The organism is Lentisalinibacter sediminis (assembly GCF_040706615.1).
In the GTDB taxonomy this organism is placed as follows: Bacteria; Pseudomonadota; Gammaproteobacteria; order Steroidobacterales; family Woeseiaceae; genus Lentisalinibacter; species Lentisalinibacter sediminis.
Map to the genome: position 1 here is coordinate 124,652 of NZ_JAPDRF010000005.1, position 20,795 is coordinate 145,446.

Sequence of the window (20,795 nt, forward strand, 5' to 3'; positions counted from 1 at the left end):
CGCTCGGTTTCCGATCTACCTGATTGGAGGGCACTTGGCCGGGGGGGCGTAGGCTGGGGGAGCAGACCGGCATGCAGGACGACGACAGGTTCAAGACGGGCGGCGCAATCCGCGATCTGGAGGCGCTGGCGGCCGGCAGCGAAGACGACCCGCTGGTCGGCAGCACGATCGCGCAGTACCGCTTGCTCTCGTTGATCGCCGCCGGGGGTATGGGCCGGGTCTACCGGGCCGTGCGGACCGACGGCAGTTTCGAGCGCGAGGTCGCGGTGAAGGTCGTGCCGTCCGGCCTTGGCGGCGAATATGCCCGGCGTTTCGAACTGGAGCGCCGTATCCTCGCCAGTCTCGCCCATCCGAATATCGCGCAGCTTTTCGATGCCGGGGTGTCGGAGTCCGGCAACCTCTACATCATCATGGAGCTGGTCGAAGGCGAACCGATCGACCGCTACGTCCGCGACGCCGGCCTGGATACGCGCGGCAAAGCGCGGCTGATGCTCGGTCTCGCGCAGGTGCTCAACTTCGCTCACGGAAAGCTGGTGGTGCATCGGGACCTCAAGCCCTCGAACGTGCTCGTCGGCGGCGGCGGAAGCCTCAAGCTGCTGGACTTCGGCATCGCGAAGATCCTCGAGTCCCCGGACGACATGACCGCAACGCATCGCCCGATGACGCCGCGCTACGCCAGTCCCGAGCAGCTCCTGAACGAGCCGGTGTCGGTCGCCAGCGATATCTACCAGTTCGGGCTGCTGTTCCTCGACCTGTTCGACCGGCGGCCGGGGCTCGAGGAAGAAACGCCGGCCTCGGCCACGGCCCGGGCTATACGCAAAGCCCCGATCACGGCCGAGTCGCGGCTACTCACCCGGCTGCCGTCCGAGATTGCTGCGATCATCAACAAGTGTCTGCGCGCGGAGCCCGGCGAGCGCTACAGTTCCGCTGCGGAGCTGGCGCGCGATCTGGGCAGCTATCTCGGTGGCTATCCTGTCGCCGCGCGTGATCCCGGACCGCTGCAACGCGGTGCCAAGTTCCTGCGCCGCAACTGGCTGCCCACCGCCATCACAGCTCTGTTCTCTGCCATCACGATTGCCTCGACGGCGTGGTACATCCAGGCGATCGAGCATGAACGGGCAGCGGCCATTCAGGCCAATGAGCGAGCACAGCAGGAGGCCGCCACGGCGGAGGGCATCTCGGATTTCCTGCTGCGGATGATATCCGGCTCGAATGCGCTGCTCTCCCCGGGCGAGCCGCGGACGGTGCCCGAGGCGGTCGTGCGCGGCGCGGAGTTGCTCGGGACCGAGCTCGCGGATCAGCCGTCGGTGCGCGTACGCCTGGTCAACGCGCTCGCCGGTGCGCTGAACAGCATGAACCAATGGGCGGACAGTCGCGAGCTGCTGGAAGCCGCACTGCCCGAGCTGATCGACCACCCCGATGTCGATTTCAGACAGCGCGGCTCGCTGCGCAGCAACCTGGCCTACGCGACCTATCGGCTGTCGGACTTCGATGGGGCCCGTGAACAGTATCGCGGCATCATCGACATCTACGAGCAGGCCGGCAAGACAGACGATCTGGTGTACGCGAATGCATGGCGGCGGCTCGGCCTGCTGGAAAGGCGCGCCGCAAACTTCGATGTTGCGGCGGAGCATATGGCCCGCGCCGAGGCTGCGTATCGCGCCGGGAATGCCGCAGCCGACGTGATGGGCGGATTCACGGGCGACTACGGGCTCGTCCTGAGCCACATCGACAAGGAGGCGGCGATCGACAAGTACCGGGAATCGATCCGCCTCCTGCGCCAGGTCCAGGGGGACGATTGCACACGCTGCGCCATCACCCTCTTCAACATGGCCTGGGCGCTGCGGGAACAGGAGAAGCTCGAGGAAGCCCTGGCAACCATCGACGAGGCGGACCGGCTCTTCCGGCAGAGTCTGGGCGAGGATTACGGCACGCGGCGAGGCAGCTTCCTCTTCGAGAAGGCGGCGATCGTCAACGAACTGGGGCGCTACGAGGAAGCCGATCGCCTGCATCGCCAGGCGACTGACATCTACCGCCAGGAAGTGGGAGAAGGCCATTCCCTCTATGCTCTCTCCCTCTACGGACATGCACAGACCCACCGCGACCACGGGCGCTGCGACCTCGCCCTGCCGCTGCTTCGCGAGGCCCGTGAAATCCACGTCGAGCTGTTCGGGGAGGCGGGCGAATGGGTGAGGAAGGACGACGCGCGAATCGTCCAGTGTGAACAGCAACTACGGGACTGAGACAGACGGTCGTCGGGGTGTTCCGGGCGCTGCCAAATCGCAGGTATCGCCGGTATAATGGACGGCTGTTGACATCCCGGCCCGGCGCCCGGCGCCGGCGGCCAATTCGCCCGTCTGCAACAACCGGAGTGATCTCTTGAGCACGCACGACCGTCGCTTCTTCGACATTTTCATGCTGATCCTCGGCATCCTGATCGCCGTGGCGGTAGGTATCTATCTGCTGGCGGAGTCCATCACGGACCGCACGCCCGGTGCCGAGTCGGAGGCAGTGTTCCAGGCCGAGGTGAAGCAGCGCATCGCGCCCATCGGCGAGGTGGTGATGCCGGGCGAGGAAGCCGCCGCGCGCGCGGCGGCGGCGACGGTGCCGACACCGACACCGGTGGCGGCAACCCTGTCGGGACCTCAGGTGTACAACCAGGCCTGCATCGCCTGCCACGGCGCGGGCGTGGCAGGCGCACCAGTGGTCGGCGATGCCTCCGCCTGGCAGGCACGCATCGCAAAGGGCATGGAGACGCTCTACGACCATTCCATCAACGGCTTCCAGGGCGAGGCCGGCTACATGCCGCCCAAGGGCGGCCGCGCCGATCTCTCGGACGAAGAGGTGATCGCCGCGGTCGACTACATGGTGGAAGAGAGCCGCTAGGTCCCGGGCTGCCGGGTCCGCATCCCCGCGGCACCCGTAATCGTATTTCTGAAACTCACCGCCTCGGCGAGGTGAGCGGCGTCGATCGGCTCGCTGCCGGAGACGTCTGCGATGCTGCGGGCCACCCGGATGACCCGATGGCAGGCCCGCATCGACAGCGCCATGCGCTCGGCGGCTGTCGCCAGCAGCCGGCGGCAGGCATCGTCCAGCGGCGCATGGGCCGCGAGTTCGCGGCCGCCCAGCGCCGCATTCAGCTTCCCGGCCCGCTCGATCTGGCGCCGGCGCGCAGCGGCGACCCGCGCGGCCGCCGCCGCCGTGGGCTCACCGGAAGACTGGCCCGATCGCAGCACCTCCGGCGGCAGCCGCGTGACTTCCACGCCGATGTCGATGCGGTCCAGGAATGGCCCGGAGATGCGGCTGCGGTACATCGCGATCTGGCCGGGGGTGCAGCGGCACTCGTGGCGGGGATCGCCCCGGTAGCCGCAGGGACAGGGGTTCATCGCAGCGACGAGCTGGAAGCGCGCGGGGAAATCGGTCTGGCGCCGGGCACGGGATATGGTGATGTGGCCCCGCTCGATTGGCTCGCGCAGCACTTCCAGCACAGGACGCTGAAACTCCGGCAGCTCGTCCAGGAACAGGACCCCGTTGTGGGCCCGTGAGATCTCGCCCGGCATCGGCGTGCTGCCGCCGCCCACCAGCGCAGGTGCCGAGGCGGTATGGTGCGGCGCCCGATAAGGCCGCCGGCCCCAGCGCTCGCCGTCGAAGGACCGGCCCGCGACGGAGTCGACGGCCGCGGTCTCCAGGGCTTCCGCCTCGGTCAGCGGCGGCAGCAGGCCGGGCAGCCGGGAGGCCAGCATGCTCTTGCCGGTGCCCGGCGGGCCAACCAGCAGCAGGTGATGGCCGCCGGCCGCGGCCACCTCCAACGCACGACGGGCCCGGGACTGGCCGATCACGTCCACGAGGTCCTCGCAGGCGTTGTCCGCCAGCGGCGGCAGGCCCGTCTCCAGTGCCGGCAGCCGCGCCTTGCCGCGCAGGTGGGCGACCACTTCCGTAAGGCTCGAGGCGGCGAACACGGTAGCCCCGCGGATCAGCGCCGCCTCCCGGGCAACGGCCGCGGGTACCACCAGCGCCCTGCCGGCAGCCGCGGCGCGGACCGCGGCAGGCAATACCCCCGGCACCGCCCGCAGCTCGCCGTTGAGGCCGAGTTCGCCGTAGAACTCGCAGTTCCCGAGCGCCGGGGCCGGTACGTGCCTGCGGGCGGCGAGAATGCCCAGCGCGATCGGCAGGTCGAAGCGGCCGCCCGACTTGGGCAGGTCCGCCGGGGCGAGATTGACGGTGATGCGGCTCTGGGGGAACTCGAAGTCGCTCTCCAGGATGGCACCCCTGACCCGGTCGCGAGCTTCGCGTACGGCGACCTCGGCGAGGCCGACGATGGAAAAACGGGGCAGGCCGCCGGACAGGTGCACCTCCACGGTGACCGGGGGCGCCTCGAGGCCGTTCTGGCCCCGGCTATGGAGCGTGGCGATTCCCATCCGCCCTCCCTGGCAGACGTCCCTGACAGATTCAACGTCGGGTGCCGGGCACGCCGGCGCCGTATCAGTCCTGGTCGGTGTTGCTCTCGCCGCTGCCGCCTTCGGCCTCCAGCTCGGCGACCCGCTTCTGGAGCTCCTCCAGCAGCGAGCGGCTGCGGGCCAGAACCGCGGCCTGGACCTCGAACTCCTCCCGGGTCACCAGATCCATGCGGGCGAGCGCGGTGCGGAGCATCGCCCGGAAGTTCTCCTCCAGGTCGCCCTGCACGGAGCGCAGGCCCTGGGGCACGGCCGCCGCGAGCCGGCTGGCGAGGCTGTCGATCGTCTCTCTTTCCATGGGCCCTTGTTTAACGCAGCCGGCAGCGAAACGCCAGGCCGGAATCGGCTCCGCCAGCCCGGAAACGGGTGCCGGAGCATGTCCATGATGATGCAAAGCAGCAAATCGTTTGCACCACAACGGGGCGAGCAACTCAGCGCGAAACGCGTAACTGATTGATTCAACGGTGTATTACCGATTGGCACGGAATCTGCTTTAACCAGCCCGCAATGGCACCGGCCCGGTCGGCTGCCGGGCATACAACTACTACAAGACATCAAGCAGAGGACACTCATGAAACTAATCAGCAAGACGGCAATGATGGCCGCCGGCCTTCTCGCGAGCGGTGCGGCGATGGCTGACTTCTCCGCCAACGTGGGCTGGATGAGCGAATACCACTTCCGGGGCATCTTCCAGAAGAACTCGTCCGCCTATGCCGGTCTCGACTTCGAGCAGAACGGCTTCTACGTCGGCACGTGGGCAGCCGACGTGGACAATGGCCCCGGCGCCGATGGTCTCGAGGTCGACGGCTACTTCGGTTATGGCGGCGAGATCGAGGGCTTCACGTACGGCATCGGCTTCACCGGCTACTACTACACCGGCGACTTCGACGACACCTACCAGGAGATCAACCTGAGCGGCGGCTACGAATGGCTGAGCGTTGCCGTGGCACTGGGTGAGTACGAGAACTTCGACGGTCCGACCCAGGACTACACGTTCTACTCCATCACCGGCGAGTACGAGGGTTTCTACGCGACCTACGGCGGCTTCAGCCAGGACTTCGACGGCAGCTACCTGGAGCTCGGCTACGGCTGGGATTTCTCGGGCGTCGACCTCGGGGTGATGCTGATCCTGGCGGATGACGACCTGACGGGCCGGACGGAGACCGACGAGTCGATCGTATTCACCATCGGCAAGGGCTTCGATCTCGACTGAACGCCTCGGGGGCGGCGGCAGCGGCTGCCGCCCCCGGGACAGCCAACCAGAACAGGGGTACACGCAATGAAGCTGATCACAGCGATCATCAAGCCCTTCAAACTCGATGACGTCCGCCAGGCGGTGGCCGACATCGGCATACAGGGCATCACAGTAACGGAAGTGAAGGGCTTCGGCCGTCAGCGCGGCCACACCGAGCTCTACCGCGGCGCCGAGTACGTCGTGGACTTCCTGCCGAAGGCGAAGATCGAACTCGCGGTGGACGACGACATCGCCGAGCAGGTGATCGAGGCGATCACCAACACGGCCCGCACCGGCAAGATCGGCGACGGCAAGATCTTCGTCACCACCCTCGAACAGGCGATACGCATCCGCACCGGAGAGACCGGCGCGGAGGCCGTCTGACCGTATAACGATAAAGGGAGGCTCCCCCAGTGGAAGAACTCACACAGTTAAGCGGGCAGGTGACCGAACTCGCCTATGCCCTGGATACTTTCTACTTCCTGGTGATGGGCGCGCTGGTCATGTGGATGGCCGCCGGCTTCACCATGCTCGAATCGGGTCTCGTCCGTGCCAAGAACACGGCAGAGATCCTGACCAAGAACGTCGGTCTGTATTCGATCGCCTGCATCATGTACATGGTGGTCGGCTACAACATCATGTACCCCGGCGACGCGGTATCCAGCTGGTTCCCGGGGATTTCTTTCTTCCTCGGTGCCGACAACACCGCGGAAGACGTGATCGCCAGCGGCGGAGACATCTACTACTCCGGTCTGTCCGACTTCTTCTTCCAGGTCGTGTTCGTGGCCACCGCCATGTCCATCGTCTCCGGCGCGGTCGCCGAGCGCATGAAGCTCTGGTCGTTCTTCGCCTTCGCGGTGGTGCTGACGGGTTTCATCTATCCCCTCCAGGGCTACTGGAAGTGGGGCGGCGGCTTTCTGGATCAGGCCAACTTCCAGGACTTCGCGGGCTCCGGCGTGGTGCACATGACCGGTGCCGCCGCGGCGCTGGCCGGCGTCATCCTGCTCGGCGCGCGCAAGGGCAAATACGGGCCGAAGGGCGAGATCAACGCCATCCCGGGCTGTAATCTGCCGCTGGCCACCCTGGGCACGCTGATCCTGTGGCTCGGCTGGTTCGGGTTCAACGGTGGATCCGAACTGATGGTCTCCAACGTCGGCGAAGCCAACGCAGTCTCCATGATCTTCGTGAACACGAACATGGCCGCCGCGGGTGGCCTGGTAGGCGCGCTGATCCTGTCGCGGCTCTGGTTCGGCAAGGCGGACCTGACCATGGCGCTGAACGGCGCCCTGGCCGGGCTCGTGGCCATCACGGCCGAGCCGCTGACGCCAACGCCGGGCGTGGCCACCATCATCGGTCTCGTCGGTGGTCTGCTGGTCGTGGGTTCCATCGTGTTCCTCGACAAGCTGCGCATCGACGACCCGGTCGGCGCGATCTCCGTGCACGGCGTGGTCGGCATGTGGGGTCTGCTGGCAGTGCCGCTGACCAACGACGGCGCCACGTTCGGCGCCCAGTTGCTCGGCCTGGTGACCATTCTGGCCTGGGTATTCATCGCGAGCTTCATCGTCTGGTTCATCCTGAAGGTCACCATCGGCATCCGGGTGAGCGACGAGCAGGAGTACGAGGGCGTGGATCTCAGCGAATGCGGCCTCGAGGCGTACCCGGAGTTCGTCAAGGGAGGCGGCGAATAGGACAAACACCACAATAATCACTAAGGGTATCCGCCGGCGTCATCCGGTCCCCCTCCCGGTGCCGGCGGATACCCACCTTCCAGGACTGTTCCGAACAGTCACGGTTACGGGCCCCGTCAGGGGCCCTTTTTTTGTGTCTGCGCCGCTTTGCCGGGGGGCAGTCGCCGACCGGACGTGCCAGAGTGTGAACATAATCCGCGGCCGTCCCGCACGCCGGAATGGGAGTTGGTTCACTTAATGCGAGCGGCCCCGATGCTAGACTTCTGTCATCGCTGGCTGAAACCCCTCCAAAGACCAATCTGGGAAAGACGAATCTGGGACATGAATGGACTGATCCGGACAGGGCTGATCGTTCTCGGCGCCACTCTCTTCGTGGCAGCGCCGGTAGTCGCCGACGTCTACATGTGGCGCGACGCCGACGGTACCGTGCACTACGGCGACAAGCCGGGCAGCGAGGATGCGAAGAAGCTCGACATCGAGACCCGGCAGACGGACCGGGCCACGGTCGCCAGGCGCTACGAGCAGCGGCAGACGACCCGCACCGAGTCCAACGCGGCCATGGCGGAGCGCCGCGCCGAGGCGGGGCAGCAGGCCGCGGATGCTGCGGCAGAGCGCGAACAGAAGGCCGCGCGCTGCGAAGAGGCGCGGGAGCGGCTGCGCAGCTACGTCAATTCCCGTCGGCTGTACCGGCTGGACGACGACGGCGAACGCCAGTACCTGGACGACGCCGAGATCGACGAAGCCCGCGCCAAGGCCGAGGAAGCGGTCAACGAGCACTGCAACTGAGGCCCCCGCCGGCCCGGTGACGCTGGGGTAGAATCCCTGCGCAGGGACGAGCGGAGTTCACTGTGGCGGCATTGGGCGAGGAGACCAGCGACGGGCAGTCCTACCTGCCCGACTTCTGCTCGGCCCGGGCGGTGCTCGTCGTGGTGCTCATCGCCGAGATGGTGGCGCTCGTCCTCACGCTGGCGGGTACCTCCGAGGGTGACTCGTTCCTGCTCGGCCTCTCCACGAACTCGCTGTTCGTCCTCTGGATAGCGCTCACCAGTGCGGCAGTCCTGTGCCGGGCCCGCCGCTGGCTGGCCGGCATCAACGTCGTCACCGCACTCAGCCTCTGCTTCGTGCTGCTGCAACTCGTGACCCTGCTGATCTCCGAATGCGCCTGGTGGCTCGACCGCGTATACGCCAGCGCATTCCTGCAAACCGAGACCCATGGCTGGTTCCTGCTGCGCAACCTCGGCATCAGCGGCCTGGTCTCCGCGGTGGCATTGCGATATTTCTACGTGGCCGGCGAATGGCGGCGCAACGTTGAGCTGGAGGCGCGGGCCAGAATCCGCGCACTGCAGGCCCGCATCCGACCCCATTTCCTGTTCAACAGCATGAACACCATCGCGGCGCTGATCGGCAGCAATCCCGGCCGGGCCGAAGAGGCGGTGGAGGACCTCTCCGACCTCTTCCGCGCCACCCTCGCCGAAGCACAGAGCATGATCCCGCTGAAGCAGGAGCTCGAGGTGGCGCGCATCTACCAGCGCATGGAGCAGCTGCGCCTGGGCGAGCGCCTGGCGGTGAACTGGGACGTCGCCGAACTGCCGATGCGCGCCCGCATCCCGGGACTGATGGTGCAACCGCTGCTCGAGAACGCCATCTATCACGGCATCGAGCCGCTGCCCGAGGGCGGCGCGGTCTCGATCAGGGGCCGCAGGGACGACGGCGACGTGGTGCTCACCATCTCGAATCCGCGCGCGCCGGGCGCCACGCGCCGGGAGGGTAACCGGCTGGCGCTCGACAACATCCGCCAGCGCCTCGAGCTCGCCTTCGGCCGCCGCGCCGGCGTGGACGTGGACGAGAGCGAGGAGCGCTACAGCGTGACACTGCGCTTCCCCGCCGAGGAGCCGGAGGCGTGAGGATACTGATCGTCGACGACGAGCGGCCGGCCCGCGAGCGGCTCGCCGACCAGCTCGCCGGGCTGGAGCGGTGCGAGATCGCCGGCGAGGCGGCCGGCGGCCGGGAGGCGCTCGAACTCTGCGAGCGGCTGCGACCGGACGCGGTGCTGCTGGACATCCGCATGCCGGGCATGGACGGCATCGAGACCGCGCGGCACATGGCGCAGCTGCCCGATCCGCCGGCGGTGATCTTCACCACGGCCTATGACGAGTACGCCATCGAGGCATTCGAGGCGGAGGCGGTCGGCTATCTGCTGAAACCCATCCGTCGCAGCAAGCTGGAGCAGGCTCTGGGGCGCGCGGCCCGACTCAGCGGCGGCCAGCTCTCCGGCATCGCCGACACGGGCGAACGGCGCCGCCACCTGTGCGCCCGGGTGCGCGACGAGCTGCGCCTGATCCCGGTCGCCGACATCTACTACTTTCAGGCGGACCAGAAGTACGTGCGCGCCTGCCACCGCCGGGGCGAGGACCTGATCGACGAGTCGCTGAAGTCGCTGGAGGAGGAGTTCGCGCCGGATTTCTGCCGCATCCACCGCAATTCCCTGGTCGCGCTGGAGCACCTCGAGGCGCTGGATAAGGATGCCGACGGCAAACCGGTGGTACGCTTCCGCCGCACCGGACATACGCTGCCCGTCAGCAGGCGCCATGTCGGGGAGATCCGCCAACGACTCAAGGGAGGCATTCAATGAGGGTGAGAATCGCGACGAGGGAGAGTGAACTGGCACTCTGGCAGGCCCGCCACGTGGCGGAGCGCCTGGACGCGCTGCCCGAGGTCGAAGCGGTCGAGCTCGTCCCGATGACGACCAAGGGCGATCGCATCCTCGACCGCACCCTCAGCAAGATCGGCGGCAAGGGCCTGTTCATCAAGGAACTGGAGGTGGCGATGGAGGCGGGTGACGCCGACATCGCCGTGCATTCCATGAAGGACGTGCCCGGCGAGATGCCGTCCGGCTTCGCCCTGCCGGCGGTGCTCGAGCGCGAGGATCCGCGGGACGCCATGGTGGGCAGCACGCTGGACGCCCTGCCGACCGGTGCCGTCGTCGGCACCTCCAGCCTGCGGCGCCAGTCCCAGGTACTGGTGCGCCGGCCCGACGTGACCGTGAGGCCGCTTCGCGGCAACGTACAGACCCGCCTCGGCAAGCTGGACGCGGGCGACTACGACGCCATCATGCTCGCCGCCGCGGGGCTGAAACGGCTGGGGCTCGACGAGCGCATCGCCGAATGCGTCGATCCGCAGATCATACTGCCGGCCAACGGCCAGGGCATCGTCGGCATCGAATGCCACGAGGACAGGGCCGATCTGATCGAGGTACTGCGCAAGCTCGAGCACGCCGAGGCGCGGCTGGTCGTCGCCGCAGAGCGCCGGGTGGGCGTCGCCCTCGGCGCGGACTGCCATTCGCCGATCGCGGTCTACGCGACCACGGCCGGCGAGCGCATCACGATCCTCGCCCGGGTGATCGCCACCGACGGCTCGCGGATGCTGGAGGACAGTATCGAAGGCGCCGCCGCGGACGGCGAGTCCCTGGGCGCCACGCTGGCGGACCGGCTGCTCTCGGCCGGCGCCGGCGAGATCCTCGCCGCCGCGGAATCCGCGACGGCATGACCCGGCCCTCGCTGGCCGGCGCCGGTGTCCTCGTCACCCGGGCCCGGGATCAGGCGGGCCCGCTCGTCGCGGCCGTCGAGGAGGCGGGCGGCGTGGCCTGGCTGCTGCCTGCGCTCGAGATCGTTCCCTTGGAACGGCCGGAGGCCGGCGGCGAGACGCCCGACCTGGCCGTCTTCGTCAGCCCCAACGCGGTGCGCTACGGCGCCCGGTTCCTGTCGCTGGCCGGCTGCCGTTACGCCGCCATCGGTCCCGCCACCGCCGAGGCGATGAGCCGGGCCGGCCGGCCGCCGGACCTGACGCCCGCGGGCGGCTACGACAGCGAGAGCCTGCTGGCCGCTGGCGAACTCGCAGACATGGGCGGCCGGCGCGTGCTCATCGTACGCGGCCGCGGCGGGCGCGAGCTGCTCGCCGATACCCTGCGCGAGCGCGGCGCCACGGTCGACTACGCCGAGGTCTATGAACGCCGGCTGCCACAGGCGGGGGCCGGCGAGATCGAGACGGTCATCGCCGCCTGGCGCGAGGGTCGGCTCCGCTACGTGACCTGCCTCAGCGTGGCCACGCTGCATAACCTCGCGGAACTGCTGGGGGAAAAAGGCGCGGCGGTGCTGCGGGGCGCCACACTGGTGAGCGCCAGCGATCGTGTGTTACAACTCGCCGTACGCGAAGACATCGCTGTGGACACCCTGCTTGCGCAAGGCCCGGAGCCGTCCGACCTCGTCCGGGCGATGGTCTTTCCCGACGGGGATACGGGACAGAGCAGATCATGACTGAGCAAGAAAAGCCCGGGTCGAAGACCGCAGCGGACGACGACGCCCAGGCCGGCGCCGGCCAGCCGGAAGACCGCGAGGGGCGCGAGCCGGTAGACGAGAGCGAGGCCGCCGCCCGCACGCGGGAGTCGCCGGTGCCCGCAGACGACACCGCGGAGACCGCGACGGCCGCTCCCAAAGCCGCCTTCGAACAGGAATCCGGCGAATCCCCCGCAGCACAACCGGCCGACGATGCCGGGGGCACGGCCGCGCCCGTACCCGGCGGCGGCGGGAACGACGGCAGCGGGGGCGGCGGCAGGACCGTCGCGCTGGTCGCTGCGCTGGCACTCGTCCTCGCTCTCGCCGCTGCCGGCTTCAGCGGTTACGGCTGGTGGCTGGAGCGCAGCGCCGGCGCGGACACGGCCGACCTGGAAGCCGCGGTGGACACGCTGGAGACGCGGGCGGCGGAGAACGCGGACACCGTGGCGGAACTGCGCGGCCGACTGTCCTCACTGCAGCAATCGGTGCAGCAGGCGCAGCAATCTGCTCGCCAGGCTGCCGATGCGGACGAGTTCGCGCGGCTGCGGCGGGAGTTCCGGGAGAGCCGTGACATCGTCGAGTCCCTGCCGGGCCGCATGGAGAACCTCGAAGAGTCCATGGCCAATCTCCAGGGCGTATCGGCCGGCGCCCGTGACGCCTGGCTCGTGGCCGAGGCCGAGTACTACATGCAGCTCGCGAACGCCCAGGCGCAGCTGGCCGGTAACGCGGAGCTGGCGGCGTTCGCGCTCGAACTGGCCGACCGCCGCATCCGTGAGCTGGGCGACCCCGTCTACACGCCGGTCCGTCGCGAACTCGCCGACGAGATCACCGCGCTGCGGGCCGTGGAGGACGTCGACATCGAAGGGGTTACGCTGACGCTGGCGAGCCTGGCCGACGTCATCCAGTCGCTGCCGCTGGACGAGGAGGTGACGCCGGAGGATCGGCCGCGGCCGGAGATAGGCGAGGAGCTGAGCGGATTCAGCCGCGCCTGGACGGCGGTGAAGAACGCCCTCTCGGACATGGTCAGCGTGCGCCGCACCAACGAACAGCTGGAGCCGCTGCTGTCGCCGGAGGCACAGTATTTTCTGCGCACCAACATCGCGCTGCAGCTGCAGACGGCGCGCCTCGCGCTGTTGCAGGGCGAAGGCGCCATATTCCGCCAGAGCCTCGAGGACGCCCGCAGCTGGCTGGAGCGCTATTTCGACAGGGAGGCCAAGGCGGTGAGCGGCGCCGTCGAGACCATCGCCGAACTCGCCGACAGCCCGGTCGCTGCGGAGCTGCCCGACATCTCGGCCTCGCTGCGGCTGTTCCGCCAGCGCCAGGCCCTGGCCCAGGGAGATGGCCGGGGAGCCGACGAGGGAGCCGAATGAAGTTCGGAGCCTGGGTTGTCGCCACGCTGATCCTGGGCGCCCTGGGCGCACACCTCCTGTTCGCCGACCCGGGCTATGTGGTCATCAACATCCGCGGCTGGCTGATCGAGATGTCGGTGCCCATCCTGCTGGCACTGATCCTCTCCACCATGTTCGCTCTCTGGCTCGCCTGGGAGCTCCTCAAGGCGCCGAAGAAACTGGGCGAGAAGGCCGGGGAGTTCCGTGCCCGGCGCGCCGGCCACCAGTTCACGAAAGGCCTGATCCAGGTGGCCGAGGGCAATTTCTCCAAGGGCGAGAAGCTGCTGACCCGACGCGTGGACCGGTCCGACGCCCCGCTGCTGAACTATCTGGCCGCGGCACGGGCTGCCCAGCTCCAGGGCGACGGCGAGCGCCGGGACAAGTGGCTGCGGCTCGCCTACGAGGAGACCCCGGATGCCGCGAACGCCGTACTCCTGACCCAGGCCGAGCTGCAGCTCGCCGCCGAGGAATACGAGCAGGCGCTGGCGACGCTGCGGCGGTTGCAGGAGAACGCGCCTGACCACTCCCAGGCCCTGTTCCTGCTCGGCCGGCTCTATCGCGAGCTCGAAGACTGGGATCAGCTCGCCGAGCTGCTGCCGAAGCTCAGAAAGCAGGGGCGCATCCCGGCCGGGACGCTGCAGGAATGGACCCGGGAGGTGCACCGGCGCAAGCTCGAGCAGGTGGGGGAAGATCCGACCCGCGTAACGGCGGTGTGGAAGCAGATACCGAGGTCGCGGCGCGACGACGACGTGCTGATCGCCGCCTACGTCGACGCGCTGGCCCGTGCGGGGGGCGAAGAGGTGGCCGAGGCCGAACTGCGACGGCGGCTGCGCGCCCGCTGGTCACCGGGTCTGGCCCGCCTGTACGGCAAACTGGAAACGGCAGACACCGGACGCCAGCTCCGTCACGCCGAGAACTGGCTGAAGCAGCACGGCGAGGACGCTGCCCTGCTGCTGACCGCCGGCCGGCTGTGCATGCGCCAGGAACTCTGGGGCAAGGCCAGGAGTTATCTCGAGACAGCGCTCGCCATCGGGCCCACGCCCGAGACCTACGAACTCTACGGCCGCCTGCTCACCCGCCTGGGTGAAGGCGAGGCCGCCGCCGACGCCTACCGCTCCGGCCTGAACATGGTCGCCACCTCGGACCGGCTCGCGCTGCCGCACCTGGGGGAAGCCGGCGACGAGCACCGCTGAGCCGCCCCTGAGTCGGGACAAGCGAATAATGACCGCTACACTGACGCTGATCGCGGGCGCCGGTTACACCGGCCGGCGGGTCGCCCGTCGTCTGGCGGCACAGGGCGCCGTTGTGCACTGCCTGACCGGCTCCGCTGCATCCGCGGCAGCGCTCTCCGAGGCCGGCATTGCCGCCACGGCGGTCGACCTCGACCAGACCGGCGCACTGCCCCGGCTGCCGCACGGTCCGCTGCGCGTCCTCTATCTCGTCCCGCCCGCCGAGGCAGAGGGCGGGGGTGATGACGATCCGCGCCTCTCGCGCTTCCTCTCGGCGCTGCCACGCCAGCCGCAGCGCTTCGTGCTGGCCAGCACCAGCGGTGTCTACGGCGACTGCGGTGGCGAACTCGTGGACGAAGAGCGCCCGCCGGCACCTTCCACCGAGCGCGCCCTGCGCCGGGTGGCCGCGGAGACGGCGCTCAGGCACTGGGCGGACGAGCAGGGGGTGAGCTGGGCAGTCCTGCGCATCGCCGGCATCTACGGACCCGGCCGGCTGCCGCTGGAGGCGATCCGTTCGGGTCAGCCCGTGATCCGGGAGGAAGACGCGTCGCCGGGCAACCGCATCCACGTGGAAGACCTGACGCGCGTGTGCATCGCCGCGCTGGCCCCGTCCGCGCCCGGCGGCATCTACAACGTGGCGGACGGCAGCGGCGAGAGTTCCGGAGCGTTCTTCCGGCGGGTGGCGGAGGCCGCCGGCCTGCCGGCGCCGCCCGCGATCAGCCGCGAGGAAGCACGGCGGCAGATGTCACCGATGCGCTACAGCTTTCTCGCCGAATCGCGCCGCCTGGACACGCGGCGGCTGCGCGAGGCGCTGGGCGTGGAACTCGCCTACGACGACCCGGCAGCGGGCATCCGGGCCAGCCTGGAGGAGTCCGGAGCGCTGCCAGACGGCTGACGCCGGAGCACCGGTTCAGTCGCTGGCTGTCAGGGCCGGCTGCGGCGCGAGTTCAGCCACTCCATCAGCGGTTCCCACTGGTCCCACTCCGGCCAGGCCAGGTATTCGGGCAGCTCCGCGACGCCGAGCCCCCGGGTGTAGGCGCGGATGTAGTTCTGGGCCTCCCGGAACCAGGCCACGTAGGGTACTTTCAGGCTCTCCAGGTATTCGTCCAGATCACCGGCGATCAGGGTGTTCTCGCGCACCCGGTTGGCGACGACGCCGATGCGCGCCTGCTTGCGCTCCACCTTGCCGACGGCCAGGAGCTCGTCGATGAAACGGTTCGCCGCCTGCATATCGACCGTGGACGGCAGCACGGGCACGATGATGGTCTCGGCGTGATTGATGAGCGAAGTGAGTTCCGGTCCGTGGGAACGGGCGGGTGCGTCCATCACCAGCACGTCGGCGCTGCGGGGCAGGTGCTTCAGCCCCTCCTCGAAGGCGGCGAGGCCCACGATCTCCGGATAGCCCTCCGGCCGGCGCTCGAGCCAGTCCAGGCTGGAGCGCTGCGGGTCGTAGTCCGCGAGCGCGACGCTCTTGCCCTCGTTGGCATAGTAGGCGGCGAGATTGGTGGCGAGTGTACTTTTGCCGCAACCGCCTTTCGGGTTGAGCACGATGATGTGACGCATGATGTCTCCCTGCGCTTCGTGTTGGTTTTGTGCAGTTTATGTAAAGTATCGCCGCGCCGCTAGAAAGTCCACGGGACAGCGGCGCCATCTGCCCGTCGATTTGACCTACAGTACGCCCATGCAGCTGCCCTTCGTAAAAATGCACGGTCTCGGCAACGACTTCATGGTGGTGCGCGACCAGCCCGATGCTGCGCTGCCAGACGCCGCCGCCATCCGCCGCCTGGCCCATCGCCGGGAGGGCGTGGGCTTCGACCAGCTGCTCTGGATACAAGCGCCGCGCAGTGCCGGCACCGACGCCTGGTACCGGATATTCAACGCCGACGGCGGCGAGGTGGAGCAGTGCGGCAACGGACTGCGCTGCATCGCCCGCCTGCTCGGCGAGGCGCCGGGCGCACCGTCGGTGCTCAGCCTGGAGTGCCGCGCCGGGGTCTCCGAGGCACGGATCGCCGGACCCGGCGTCACCGCCGTATCCATGGGCGAGCCCCGGTTCGCGCCGGCGGATATCCCGATGGAGACAACGACAGCAAAAACGATGACGGAGGCAGCGGATGCCGGCACCTACCGCCTGGAGGCCGGCGGCCGTACCGTGGAGGTCGCAGCGCTGTCCATGGGCAATCCCCACTGCGTGCTGTTCGTCGACGACGTCGAAGGCGCACCGGTCGCGGAACTCGGGCCCGCGCTGGAGCATCACCCCGCCTTCCCCGAGCGTTGCAACGTGGGCTTCCTGGAACCCCGCGGGCGCGACCATGCCCGGCTCAGGGTGTGGGAGCGCGGGGTCGGCGAGACCCTGGCCTGCGGCAGCGGCGCCTGCGCTGCGATGGTGGCCGGGAGACGCCGCGGCCTGTTCGGCGACGAGGTGAGCCTCGGCCTGCCCGGCGGCGATCTCGTGGTAAGCTGGCGCGGCCCCGGTGAGGCCGTCTGGCTGACCGGCCCGGCCCAGTACTCCTTTGAGGGAACCGTCGCCCTATGAGCACACAGCACAAACGAGAGCCCGTGGTGGACAGTGCCAGCGAGGAGGCCGTGGAGGACTATCTCCTGCACCATCCCGAGTTCTTCGAGAACCATCCCCGCCTGCTCGACACGCTGCGCCTGCCCCATGCTGCAGGCGGCGGCGCCGTCTCGCTGGTGGAACGCCAGGTGGCGACGCTCCGGCAGAAGAACCTCAAGCTCGAGCGCAAGCTGCGGGAGCTCCTGCAGGTGGCGCGCGCCAACGACCGACTGGCGGCCCGCATCCACACACTGGCGCTGGCTCTCATGGCGGCGGACAGCCGGGAGGAGACCCTGGCCTGCATCGCGCGTGAACTGCGCACGGGCTTCGGGGCCGACCACGCCGTGATGGTGCTGTTTGGCGACGCGGCGGACTACGCCGGGGTCGGCGAACGGCGTTTCCTGCACGTCATCGGCCGGGACGACCCGCGGCTCGGCCCCTTCGAGACCTTCCTGTCGGCCGCCCGTGCCCGCTGTGGCCGGGTGCGCGACAGCCAGCGTGAATTCCTGTTCGGCGCCTCCGCCGACGAGGTGGGCAGCATGGCGCTGCTGCCCCTCGGCGAGGGGGCCGCGCTCGGCTTCATCGGCATCGGCAGCGTCGATGCCGATCATTTCCACCCGGCCATGAGCATCGACTTCCTCACCCGCATCGGCGAGCTCGTGGCCGCGGCCGTGAGGCGTTACTGACCGGTCGGCCCCTTGTCGCCGGAAGAACGCCAGCGCACCGACGCCTTCCTCGAGCACCTCGCCTTCGAGAAGCGCTGCTCCGCGCATACGGTAGCCAACTACCGTCGGGACCTGGCGGCCCTGGTCGACTATTGCGAGCGCGCCGGCCACGACGGCTGGCGCGACCTCACGACCCACGATATCCGGGCGTTCGCCGCCGCCTGCCACCGTCGCGGACTCTCGCCCCGCTCCATCCAGCGGCGGCTGTCCGCCGTGCGCAGCTTCTTCCGCTACCTGATCCGGGAGAAGGTGCTGAAGCGCAACCCGGCCGCCGACGTCAGCGCGCCCAAGGCGGGCAAGCGCCTGCCGGGCACGCTGGATGCCGACCAGATGGCGCGGCTGCTGGAGTTCCCCGGCGACGACCCGCTCACCGTGCGGGACCGGGCCATGCTCGAGCTCCTGTATTCGTCGGGGCTGCGGCTGGCGGAACTCGTGGCCCTGGACCTGCATGACGTGGACCCGTCGGATGCCACGGTCACGGTGACCGGCAAGGGCGCCAAGACCCGTATCGTGCCGGTGGGCCGCCGCGCGCTCGAGGCGCTCGCGGAATGGCAGCGGACCCGGGTGCGGATGGCCGGCCACGAGGAGCGCGCGCTGTTCGTCAGCCGCCGCGGCACGAGGCTCGCACCCCGCTCCGTGCAGGAACGCATCGTCCACTGGGCGAAGCGCCAGGGCATGGACCGGAGCGTCTATCCCCACCTGTTCCGCCATTCGTTCGCCTCTCATCTGCTGGAGTCGAGCGGCGACCTGCGCGCGGTGCAGGAACTGCTGGGCCACGCGGACGTGTCCACGACGCAGATCTATACCCACCTTGATTTCCAGCACCTGGCCCAGATATACGACCGGACCCATCCCAGGGCGCGCAACAAAAGCAAATAGCCGGCGTCCGCAACAGCGAAGGCAGATCCATGGAGCAGTACAGAGGCACAACCATCGTCTCGGTGAGACGCGGTGGCCGCGTGGCCATCGGCGGCGACGGCCAGGTGAGCATGGGCGACACCGTCATGAAGGGTAACGCCCGCAAGGTGCGCGCCCTCGCCGACGGCAGCGTGATCGCCGGCTTCGCGGGCGGCACGGCGGACGCCTTCACCCTGTTCGAGTATTTCGAGCGCAAGCTGCAGCAATACGGCAACCTGACCCGGGCCGCCATCGAGCTGGCCAAGGACTGGCGCACCGACCGGATGCTGCGCCGGCTGGAAGCGCTGCTGTGCGTAGCCGATCGGGAAACCTCGCTGATCATTTCGGGCAACGGCGATGTGATCGAACCCGAGTTCGACCTGATGGCGATCGGCTCCGGCGGGCCCTACGCCCAGTCGGCCGCCCGCGCGCTGCTGGAGAACACGGACCTGGGCGCCCGGGAGATCGTGCAGAAATCGCTCGAGATCGCCGGCGACGTCTGCGTCTACACCAACCGTTTCATCACCATCGAGGAACTTCCCGGCGATACGGAAGCCGGGACCGAATGACATGTCTATGACCCCCAGGGAGATCGTCCAGGAGCTGGACAAGCACATCGTCGGCCAGGACAACGCCAAGCGGGCCGTGGCCATCGCACTCAGGAACCGCTGGCGGCGGGTACAGGTGGCCGAGCCGCTCAGGAGCGAGATCACGCCGAAGAATATCCTCATGATCGGCGCCACCGGCGTCGGCAAGACCGAGATCGCCCGCCGCCTGGCGCGCCTCGCCCGCGCGCCGTTCATCAAAGTGGAGGCCACCAAGTTCACGGAGGTGGGCTACGTGGGCCGGGAAGTGGACTCCATCGTGCGCGATCTCATGGACGTCTCCATCAAGATGACGCGGGAGGCCGAGATGGCCAAGGTGCGCCACCGGGCCGAGGACGCCGCCGAGGAGCGCGTGCTCGACGCCCTGCTGCCGCCGGCCCGCCGCGGCGTGGGGTTCGCCGCCGAGGAGCAGCCGCCGCAGGAATCCAGCGAGACCCGGCAGAAATTCCGCAAGAAACTGCGCGAGGGCGACCTGGACGAGCGCGAGATCGAGGTGGAGACCCAGGCCATGCCGGCGGGCGTCGAGATCATGGCGCCGCCGGGTATGGAGGAGATGACCAGCCAGCTGCAGAGCATGTTCCAGAATCTGGGCCAGGGCCGGCGCACGACCCGCAAGCTGAAGGTCCGCGAGGCGCTGAAGATCCTCACCGAGGAGGAGGCGGCGCGGCTGCTGGACGACGAGGAGGTGAAGGCCCGGGCGCTCGAGGCCGTGGAGCAGCACGGCATCGTCTTTATCGACGAGCTGGACAAGGTGGCCAAGCGCTCCGAGAGCATGGGCGCGGACGTGTCCCGGGAAGGCGTGCAGCGCGACCTGCTGCCGCTGGTGGAGGGCTGCACGGTCAACACCAAATACGGCATGGTGCGCACCGATCACATCCTGTTCATCGCCTCCGGCGCCTTCCACGTCGCGAAACCCTCCGACCTGATCCCCGAACTGCAGGGCCGCTTCCCCATTCGGGTGGAACTCGACTCCCTGAAGGCGCCCGACTTCGTGCGCATACTCACCGAGCCGGACGCCTCGCTCACCCGCCAGTACCGCGCGCTGCTCGACACCGAGGGTGTGGAACTGGAGTTCACCGACGACGGTGTGGAGCGCATCGCCGACGTGGCCTTCCGCGTCAACGAGAACACGGAGAACATCGGCGCGCGCCGGCTGCACACGGTGATGGAGCGGCTGCTCGAGGTCATCTCCTACGAGGCGGCGGACAGGAGCGGCCACACGCTCTCGGTCACGGCAGAGTACGTGGACGAGCATCTCGGCGAACTGGTCCAGGACGAGGACCTCAGTCGCTACATTCTCTGAGAGGTCAGCCCCATGGAAGACGCACCCACCGAGCTACGTCTGCGCCGGCAATCCCGACTGCTGACGGTCAGCTTCGCCGACGGCGCGAGTTTCGACCTGCCGTTCGAGTACCTGCGCGTGTACTCGCCGTCGGCGGAGGTGCGCGGCCACGGCCCGGGCCAGGAAACGTTGCAGACGGGCAAGGAGAACGTTCAGGTCACCACCGTTGAGCCCGTCGGCCACTACGCAGTTCGACTCGTCTTCGACGACGGTCACGATACCGGCCTGTACCGCTGGGGTTACCTGCGGGAACTGGGCGAGAAACGGGACGAACGCTGGCAGGACTACCTCGACCGGCTCAAGGCCGCGGGGTATGCTCGCAATCCCGCTGAGTGACCGTCCGACCCCGCC

General features: G+C 68.7%; 22 protein-coding genes. 19 read left to right on the forward strand and 3 right to left on the reverse strand.

Annotated features, from left to right (window positions below; genetic code table 11):
• Window positions 1-71: 71 nt before the first annotated feature.
• Together ACJMKX_RS10920 and ACJMKX_RS10925 are read left to right on the forward strand one after the other, a co-directional pair.
• The gene (locus ACJMKX_RS10920) at window positions 72-2,243 is read left to right on the forward strand and encodes a serine/threonine-protein kinase (protein WP_405224915.1); all 2,172 of its coding nucleotides are present in this window, start codon (window positions 72-74) and stop codon (window positions 2,241-2,243) included.
• 136 nt (window positions 2,244-2,379) lie between these two features.
• The gene (locus ACJMKX_RS10925; RefSeq protein ID WP_405224918.1) at window positions 2,380-2,886 is read left to right on the forward strand and encodes a c-type cytochrome; all 507 of its coding nucleotides are present in this window, start codon (window positions 2,380-2,382) and stop codon (window positions 2,884-2,886) included.
• On the opposite strand, the gene ACJMKX_RS10930 is transcribed toward ACJMKX_RS10925, so the two are convergent.
• Both ACJMKX_RS10930 and ACJMKX_RS10935 read right to left on the reverse strand, forming a co-directional pair.
• Complete coding sequence (locus ACJMKX_RS10930; RefSeq protein WP_405224921.1) at window positions 2,883-4,418, reverse strand: YifB family Mg chelatase-like AAA ATPase; 1,536 nt, start codon at window positions 4,416-4,418, stop codon at window positions 2,883-2,885. The two genes, ACJMKX_RS10925 and ACJMKX_RS10930, sit on opposite strands and share 4 nt — an antisense overlap.
• A 64-nt stretch (window positions 4,419-4,482) precedes the next feature.
• Entirely contained in the window at window positions 4,483-4,752 is a 270-nt protein-coding gene (locus tag ACJMKX_RS10935) for an accessory factor UbiK family protein (protein ID WP_405224923.1), read from the reverse strand.
• A 273-nt stretch (window positions 4,753-5,025) separates the two neighbouring features.
• On the opposite strand from ACJMKX_RS10935, the gene ACJMKX_RS10940 reads away from it, so the two are divergent.
• From ACJMKX_RS10940 to ACJMKX_RS10990, 11 genes are all read left to right on the forward strand, one after another.
• Window positions 5,026-5,667, forward strand: a complete 642-nt coding sequence (locus ACJMKX_RS10940) for a TorF family putative porin (protein WP_405224926.1) — start codon at window positions 5,026-5,028, stop codon at window positions 5,665-5,667.
• 66 nt (window positions 5,668-5,733) lie between these two features.
• Window positions 5,734-6,072, forward strand: coding sequence for a P-II family nitrogen regulator (locus ACJMKX_RS10945; protein WP_405224929.1), 339 nt, complete (start codon window positions 5,734-5,736; stop codon window positions 6,070-6,072).
• A 29-nt stretch (window positions 6,073-6,101) separates the two neighbouring features.
• Window positions 6,102-7,376 (forward strand): ammonium transporter, encoded by a 1,275-nt coding sequence (locus ACJMKX_RS10950; RefSeq protein ID WP_405224932.1) that lies wholly within the window; start codon window positions 6,102-6,104, stop codon window positions 7,374-7,376.
• 321 nt (window positions 7,377-7,697) lie between these two features.
• Window positions 7,698-8,162, forward strand: coding sequence for a DUF4124 domain-containing protein (locus tag ACJMKX_RS10955; protein WP_405224935.1), 465 nt, complete (start codon window positions 7,698-7,700; stop codon window positions 8,160-8,162).
• 62 nt (window positions 8,163-8,224) lie between these two features.
• Window positions 8,225-9,280, forward strand: coding sequence for a sensor histidine kinase (locus ACJMKX_RS10960; RefSeq protein WP_405224938.1), 1,056 nt, complete (start codon window positions 8,225-8,227; stop codon window positions 9,278-9,280).
• Window positions 9,277-10,008 (forward strand): LytR/AlgR family response regulator transcription factor, encoded by a 732-nt coding sequence (locus ACJMKX_RS10965; protein WP_405224941.1) that lies wholly within the window; start codon window positions 9,277-9,279, stop codon window positions 10,006-10,008. The genes ACJMKX_RS10960 and ACJMKX_RS10965 overlap by 4 nt, the downstream gene beginning before the upstream one ends.
• On the forward strand, window positions 10,005-10,922 hold the full coding sequence (hemC, locus tag ACJMKX_RS10970; protein WP_405224944.1) for a hydroxymethylbilane synthase: 918 nt from the start codon (window positions 10,005-10,007) through the stop codon (window positions 10,920-10,922). Before ACJMKX_RS10965 ends, hemC begins: the two co-directional genes overlap by 4 nt.
• Entirely contained in the window at window positions 10,919-11,689 is a 771-nt protein-coding gene (locus tag ACJMKX_RS10975; RefSeq protein WP_405224947.1) for a uroporphyrinogen-III synthase, read from the forward strand. The genes hemC and ACJMKX_RS10975 overlap by 4 nt, the downstream gene beginning before the upstream one ends.
• Complete coding sequence (locus ACJMKX_RS10980; RefSeq protein WP_405224950.1) at window positions 11,686-13,077, forward strand: uroporphyrinogen-III C-methyltransferase; 1,392 nt, start codon at window positions 11,686-11,688, stop codon at window positions 13,075-13,077. The genes ACJMKX_RS10975 and ACJMKX_RS10980 overlap by 4 nt, the downstream gene beginning before the upstream one ends.
• On the forward strand, window positions 13,074-14,288 hold the full coding sequence (locus ACJMKX_RS10985; protein ID WP_405224953.1) for a heme biosynthesis HemY N-terminal domain-containing protein: 1,215 nt from the start codon (window positions 13,074-13,076) through the stop codon (window positions 14,286-14,288). The genes ACJMKX_RS10980 and ACJMKX_RS10985 overlap by 4 nt, the downstream gene beginning before the upstream one ends.
• 28 nt (window positions 14,289-14,316) lie before the next feature.
• A complete protein-coding gene (locus ACJMKX_RS10990) occupies window positions 14,317-15,219 on the forward strand; it encodes an SDR family oxidoreductase (RefSeq protein ID WP_405224956.1) in 903 nt (300 codons plus the stop codon).
• Window positions 15,220-15,248: 29 nt separating this feature from the next.
• On the opposite strand, the gene ACJMKX_RS10995 is transcribed toward ACJMKX_RS10990, so the two are convergent.
• Window positions 15,249-15,887, reverse strand: coding sequence for a nucleotide-binding protein (locus tag ACJMKX_RS10995; RefSeq protein ID WP_405224959.1), 639 nt, complete (start codon window positions 15,885-15,887; stop codon window positions 15,249-15,251).
• A 118-nt stretch (window positions 15,888-16,005) separates the two neighbouring features.
• On the opposite strand from ACJMKX_RS10995, the gene dapF reads away from it, so the two are divergent.
• The 6 genes from dapF to ACJMKX_RS11025 are packed head-to-tail and all read left to right on the forward strand — an operon-like array spanning window position 16,006 to window position 20,780.
• The gene (gene dapF / locus ACJMKX_RS11000; protein ID WP_405224962.1) at window positions 16,006-16,857 is read left to right on the forward strand and encodes a diaminopimelate epimerase; all 852 of its coding nucleotides are present in this window, start codon (window positions 16,006-16,008) and stop codon (window positions 16,855-16,857) included.
• Window positions 16,854-17,561: a DUF484 family protein gene (locus tag ACJMKX_RS11005; protein WP_405224965.1), complete on the forward strand. Its 708-nt coding sequence runs from the start codon at window positions 16,854-16,856 to the stop codon at window positions 17,559-17,561. Before dapF ends, ACJMKX_RS11005 begins: the two co-directional genes overlap by 4 nt.
• A 12-nt stretch (window positions 17,562-17,573) precedes the next feature.
• Window positions 17,574-18,479 carry a tyrosine recombinase XerC gene (xerC, locus tag ACJMKX_RS11010; RefSeq protein ID WP_405224968.1) on the forward strand — a complete coding sequence of 302 codons (906 nt, stop codon included), beginning with the start codon at window positions 17,574-17,576 and terminating at the stop codon, window positions 18,477-18,479.
• Between the two features lie 29 nt (window positions 18,480-18,508).
• Complete coding sequence (gene hslV / locus ACJMKX_RS11015; RefSeq protein WP_405224971.1) at window positions 18,509-19,066, forward strand: ATP-dependent protease subunit HslV; 558 nt, start codon at window positions 18,509-18,511, stop codon at window positions 19,064-19,066.
• 1 nt (window position 19,067) lies between these two features.
• The gene (hslU, locus tag ACJMKX_RS11020; protein WP_405224974.1) at window positions 19,068-20,405 is read left to right on the forward strand and encodes an ATP-dependent protease ATPase subunit HslU; all 1,338 of its coding nucleotides are present in this window, start codon (window positions 19,068-19,070) and stop codon (window positions 20,403-20,405) included.
• Window positions 20,406-20,417: 12 nt separating this feature from the next.
• On the forward strand, window positions 20,418-20,780 hold the full coding sequence (locus ACJMKX_RS11025; RefSeq protein ID WP_405224977.1) for a gamma-butyrobetaine hydroxylase-like domain-containing protein: 363 nt from the start codon (window positions 20,418-20,420) through the stop codon (window positions 20,778-20,780).
• The last annotated feature ends 15 nt before the right edge of the window (window positions 20,781-20,795 follow it).

Coding starts and splice junctions, on each gene's coding strand:
- ACJMKX_RS10930 (WP_405224921.1), bottom strand. CDS start 4,418: ATGGGAATCGCCACGCTCCATAGCCGGGGCCAGAACGGCCTCGAGGCG.
- ACJMKX_RS10935 (WP_405224923.1), bottom strand. CDS start 4,752: ATGGAAAGAGAGACGATCGACAGCCTCGCCAGCCGGCTCGCGGCGGCC.
- dapF (WP_405224962.1), top strand. CDS start 16,006: ATGCAGCTGCCCTTCGTAAAAATGCACGGTCTCGGCAACGACTTCATG.
- ACJMKX_RS10985 (WP_405224953.1), top strand. CDS start 13,074: ATGAAGTTCGGAGCCTGGGTTGTCGCCACGCTGATCCTGGGCGCCCTG.
- ACJMKX_RS11005 (WP_405224965.1), top strand. CDS start 16,854: ATGAGCACACAGCACAAACGAGAGCCCGTGGTGGACAGTGCCAGCGAG.
- ACJMKX_RS10980 (WP_405224950.1), top strand. CDS start 11,686: ATGACTGAGCAAGAAAAGCCCGGGTCGAAGACCGCAGCGGACGACGAC.
- hemC (WP_405224944.1), top strand. CDS start 10,005: ATGAGGGTGAGAATCGCGACGAGGGAGAGTGAACTGGCACTCTGGCAG.
- ACJMKX_RS10920 (WP_405224915.1), top strand. CDS start 72: ATGCAGGACGACGACAGGTTCAAGACGGGCGGCGCAATCCGCGATCTG.
- ACJMKX_RS10945 (WP_405224929.1), top strand. CDS start 5,734: ATGAAGCTGATCACAGCGATCATCAAGCCCTTCAAACTCGATGACGTC.
- ACJMKX_RS10995 (WP_405224959.1), bottom strand. CDS start 15,887: ATGCGTCACATCATCGTGCTCAACCCGAAAGGCGGTTGCGGCAAAAGT.
- ACJMKX_RS10955 (WP_405224935.1), top strand. CDS start 7,698: ATGAATGGACTGATCCGGACAGGGCTGATCGTTCTCGGCGCCACTCTC.
- ACJMKX_RS10940 (WP_405224926.1), top strand. CDS start 5,026: ATGAAACTAATCAGCAAGACGGCAATGATGGCCGCCGGCCTTCTCGCG.
- hslV (WP_405224971.1), top strand. CDS start 18,509: ATGGAGCAGTACAGAGGCACAACCATCGTCTCGGTGAGACGCGGTGGC.
- ACJMKX_RS10975 (WP_405224947.1), top strand. CDS start 10,919: ATGACCCGGCCCTCGCTGGCCGGCGCCGGTGTCCTCGTCACCCGGGCC.
- ACJMKX_RS11025 (WP_405224977.1), top strand. CDS start 20,418: ATGGAAGACGCACCCACCGAGCTACGTCTGCGCCGGCAATCCCGACTG.
- ACJMKX_RS10990 (WP_405224956.1), top strand. CDS start 14,317: ATGACCGCTACACTGACGCTGATCGCGGGCGCCGGTTACACCGGCCGG.
- hslU (WP_405224974.1), top strand. CDS start 19,068: ATGTCTATGACCCCCAGGGAGATCGTCCAGGAGCTGGACAAGCACATC.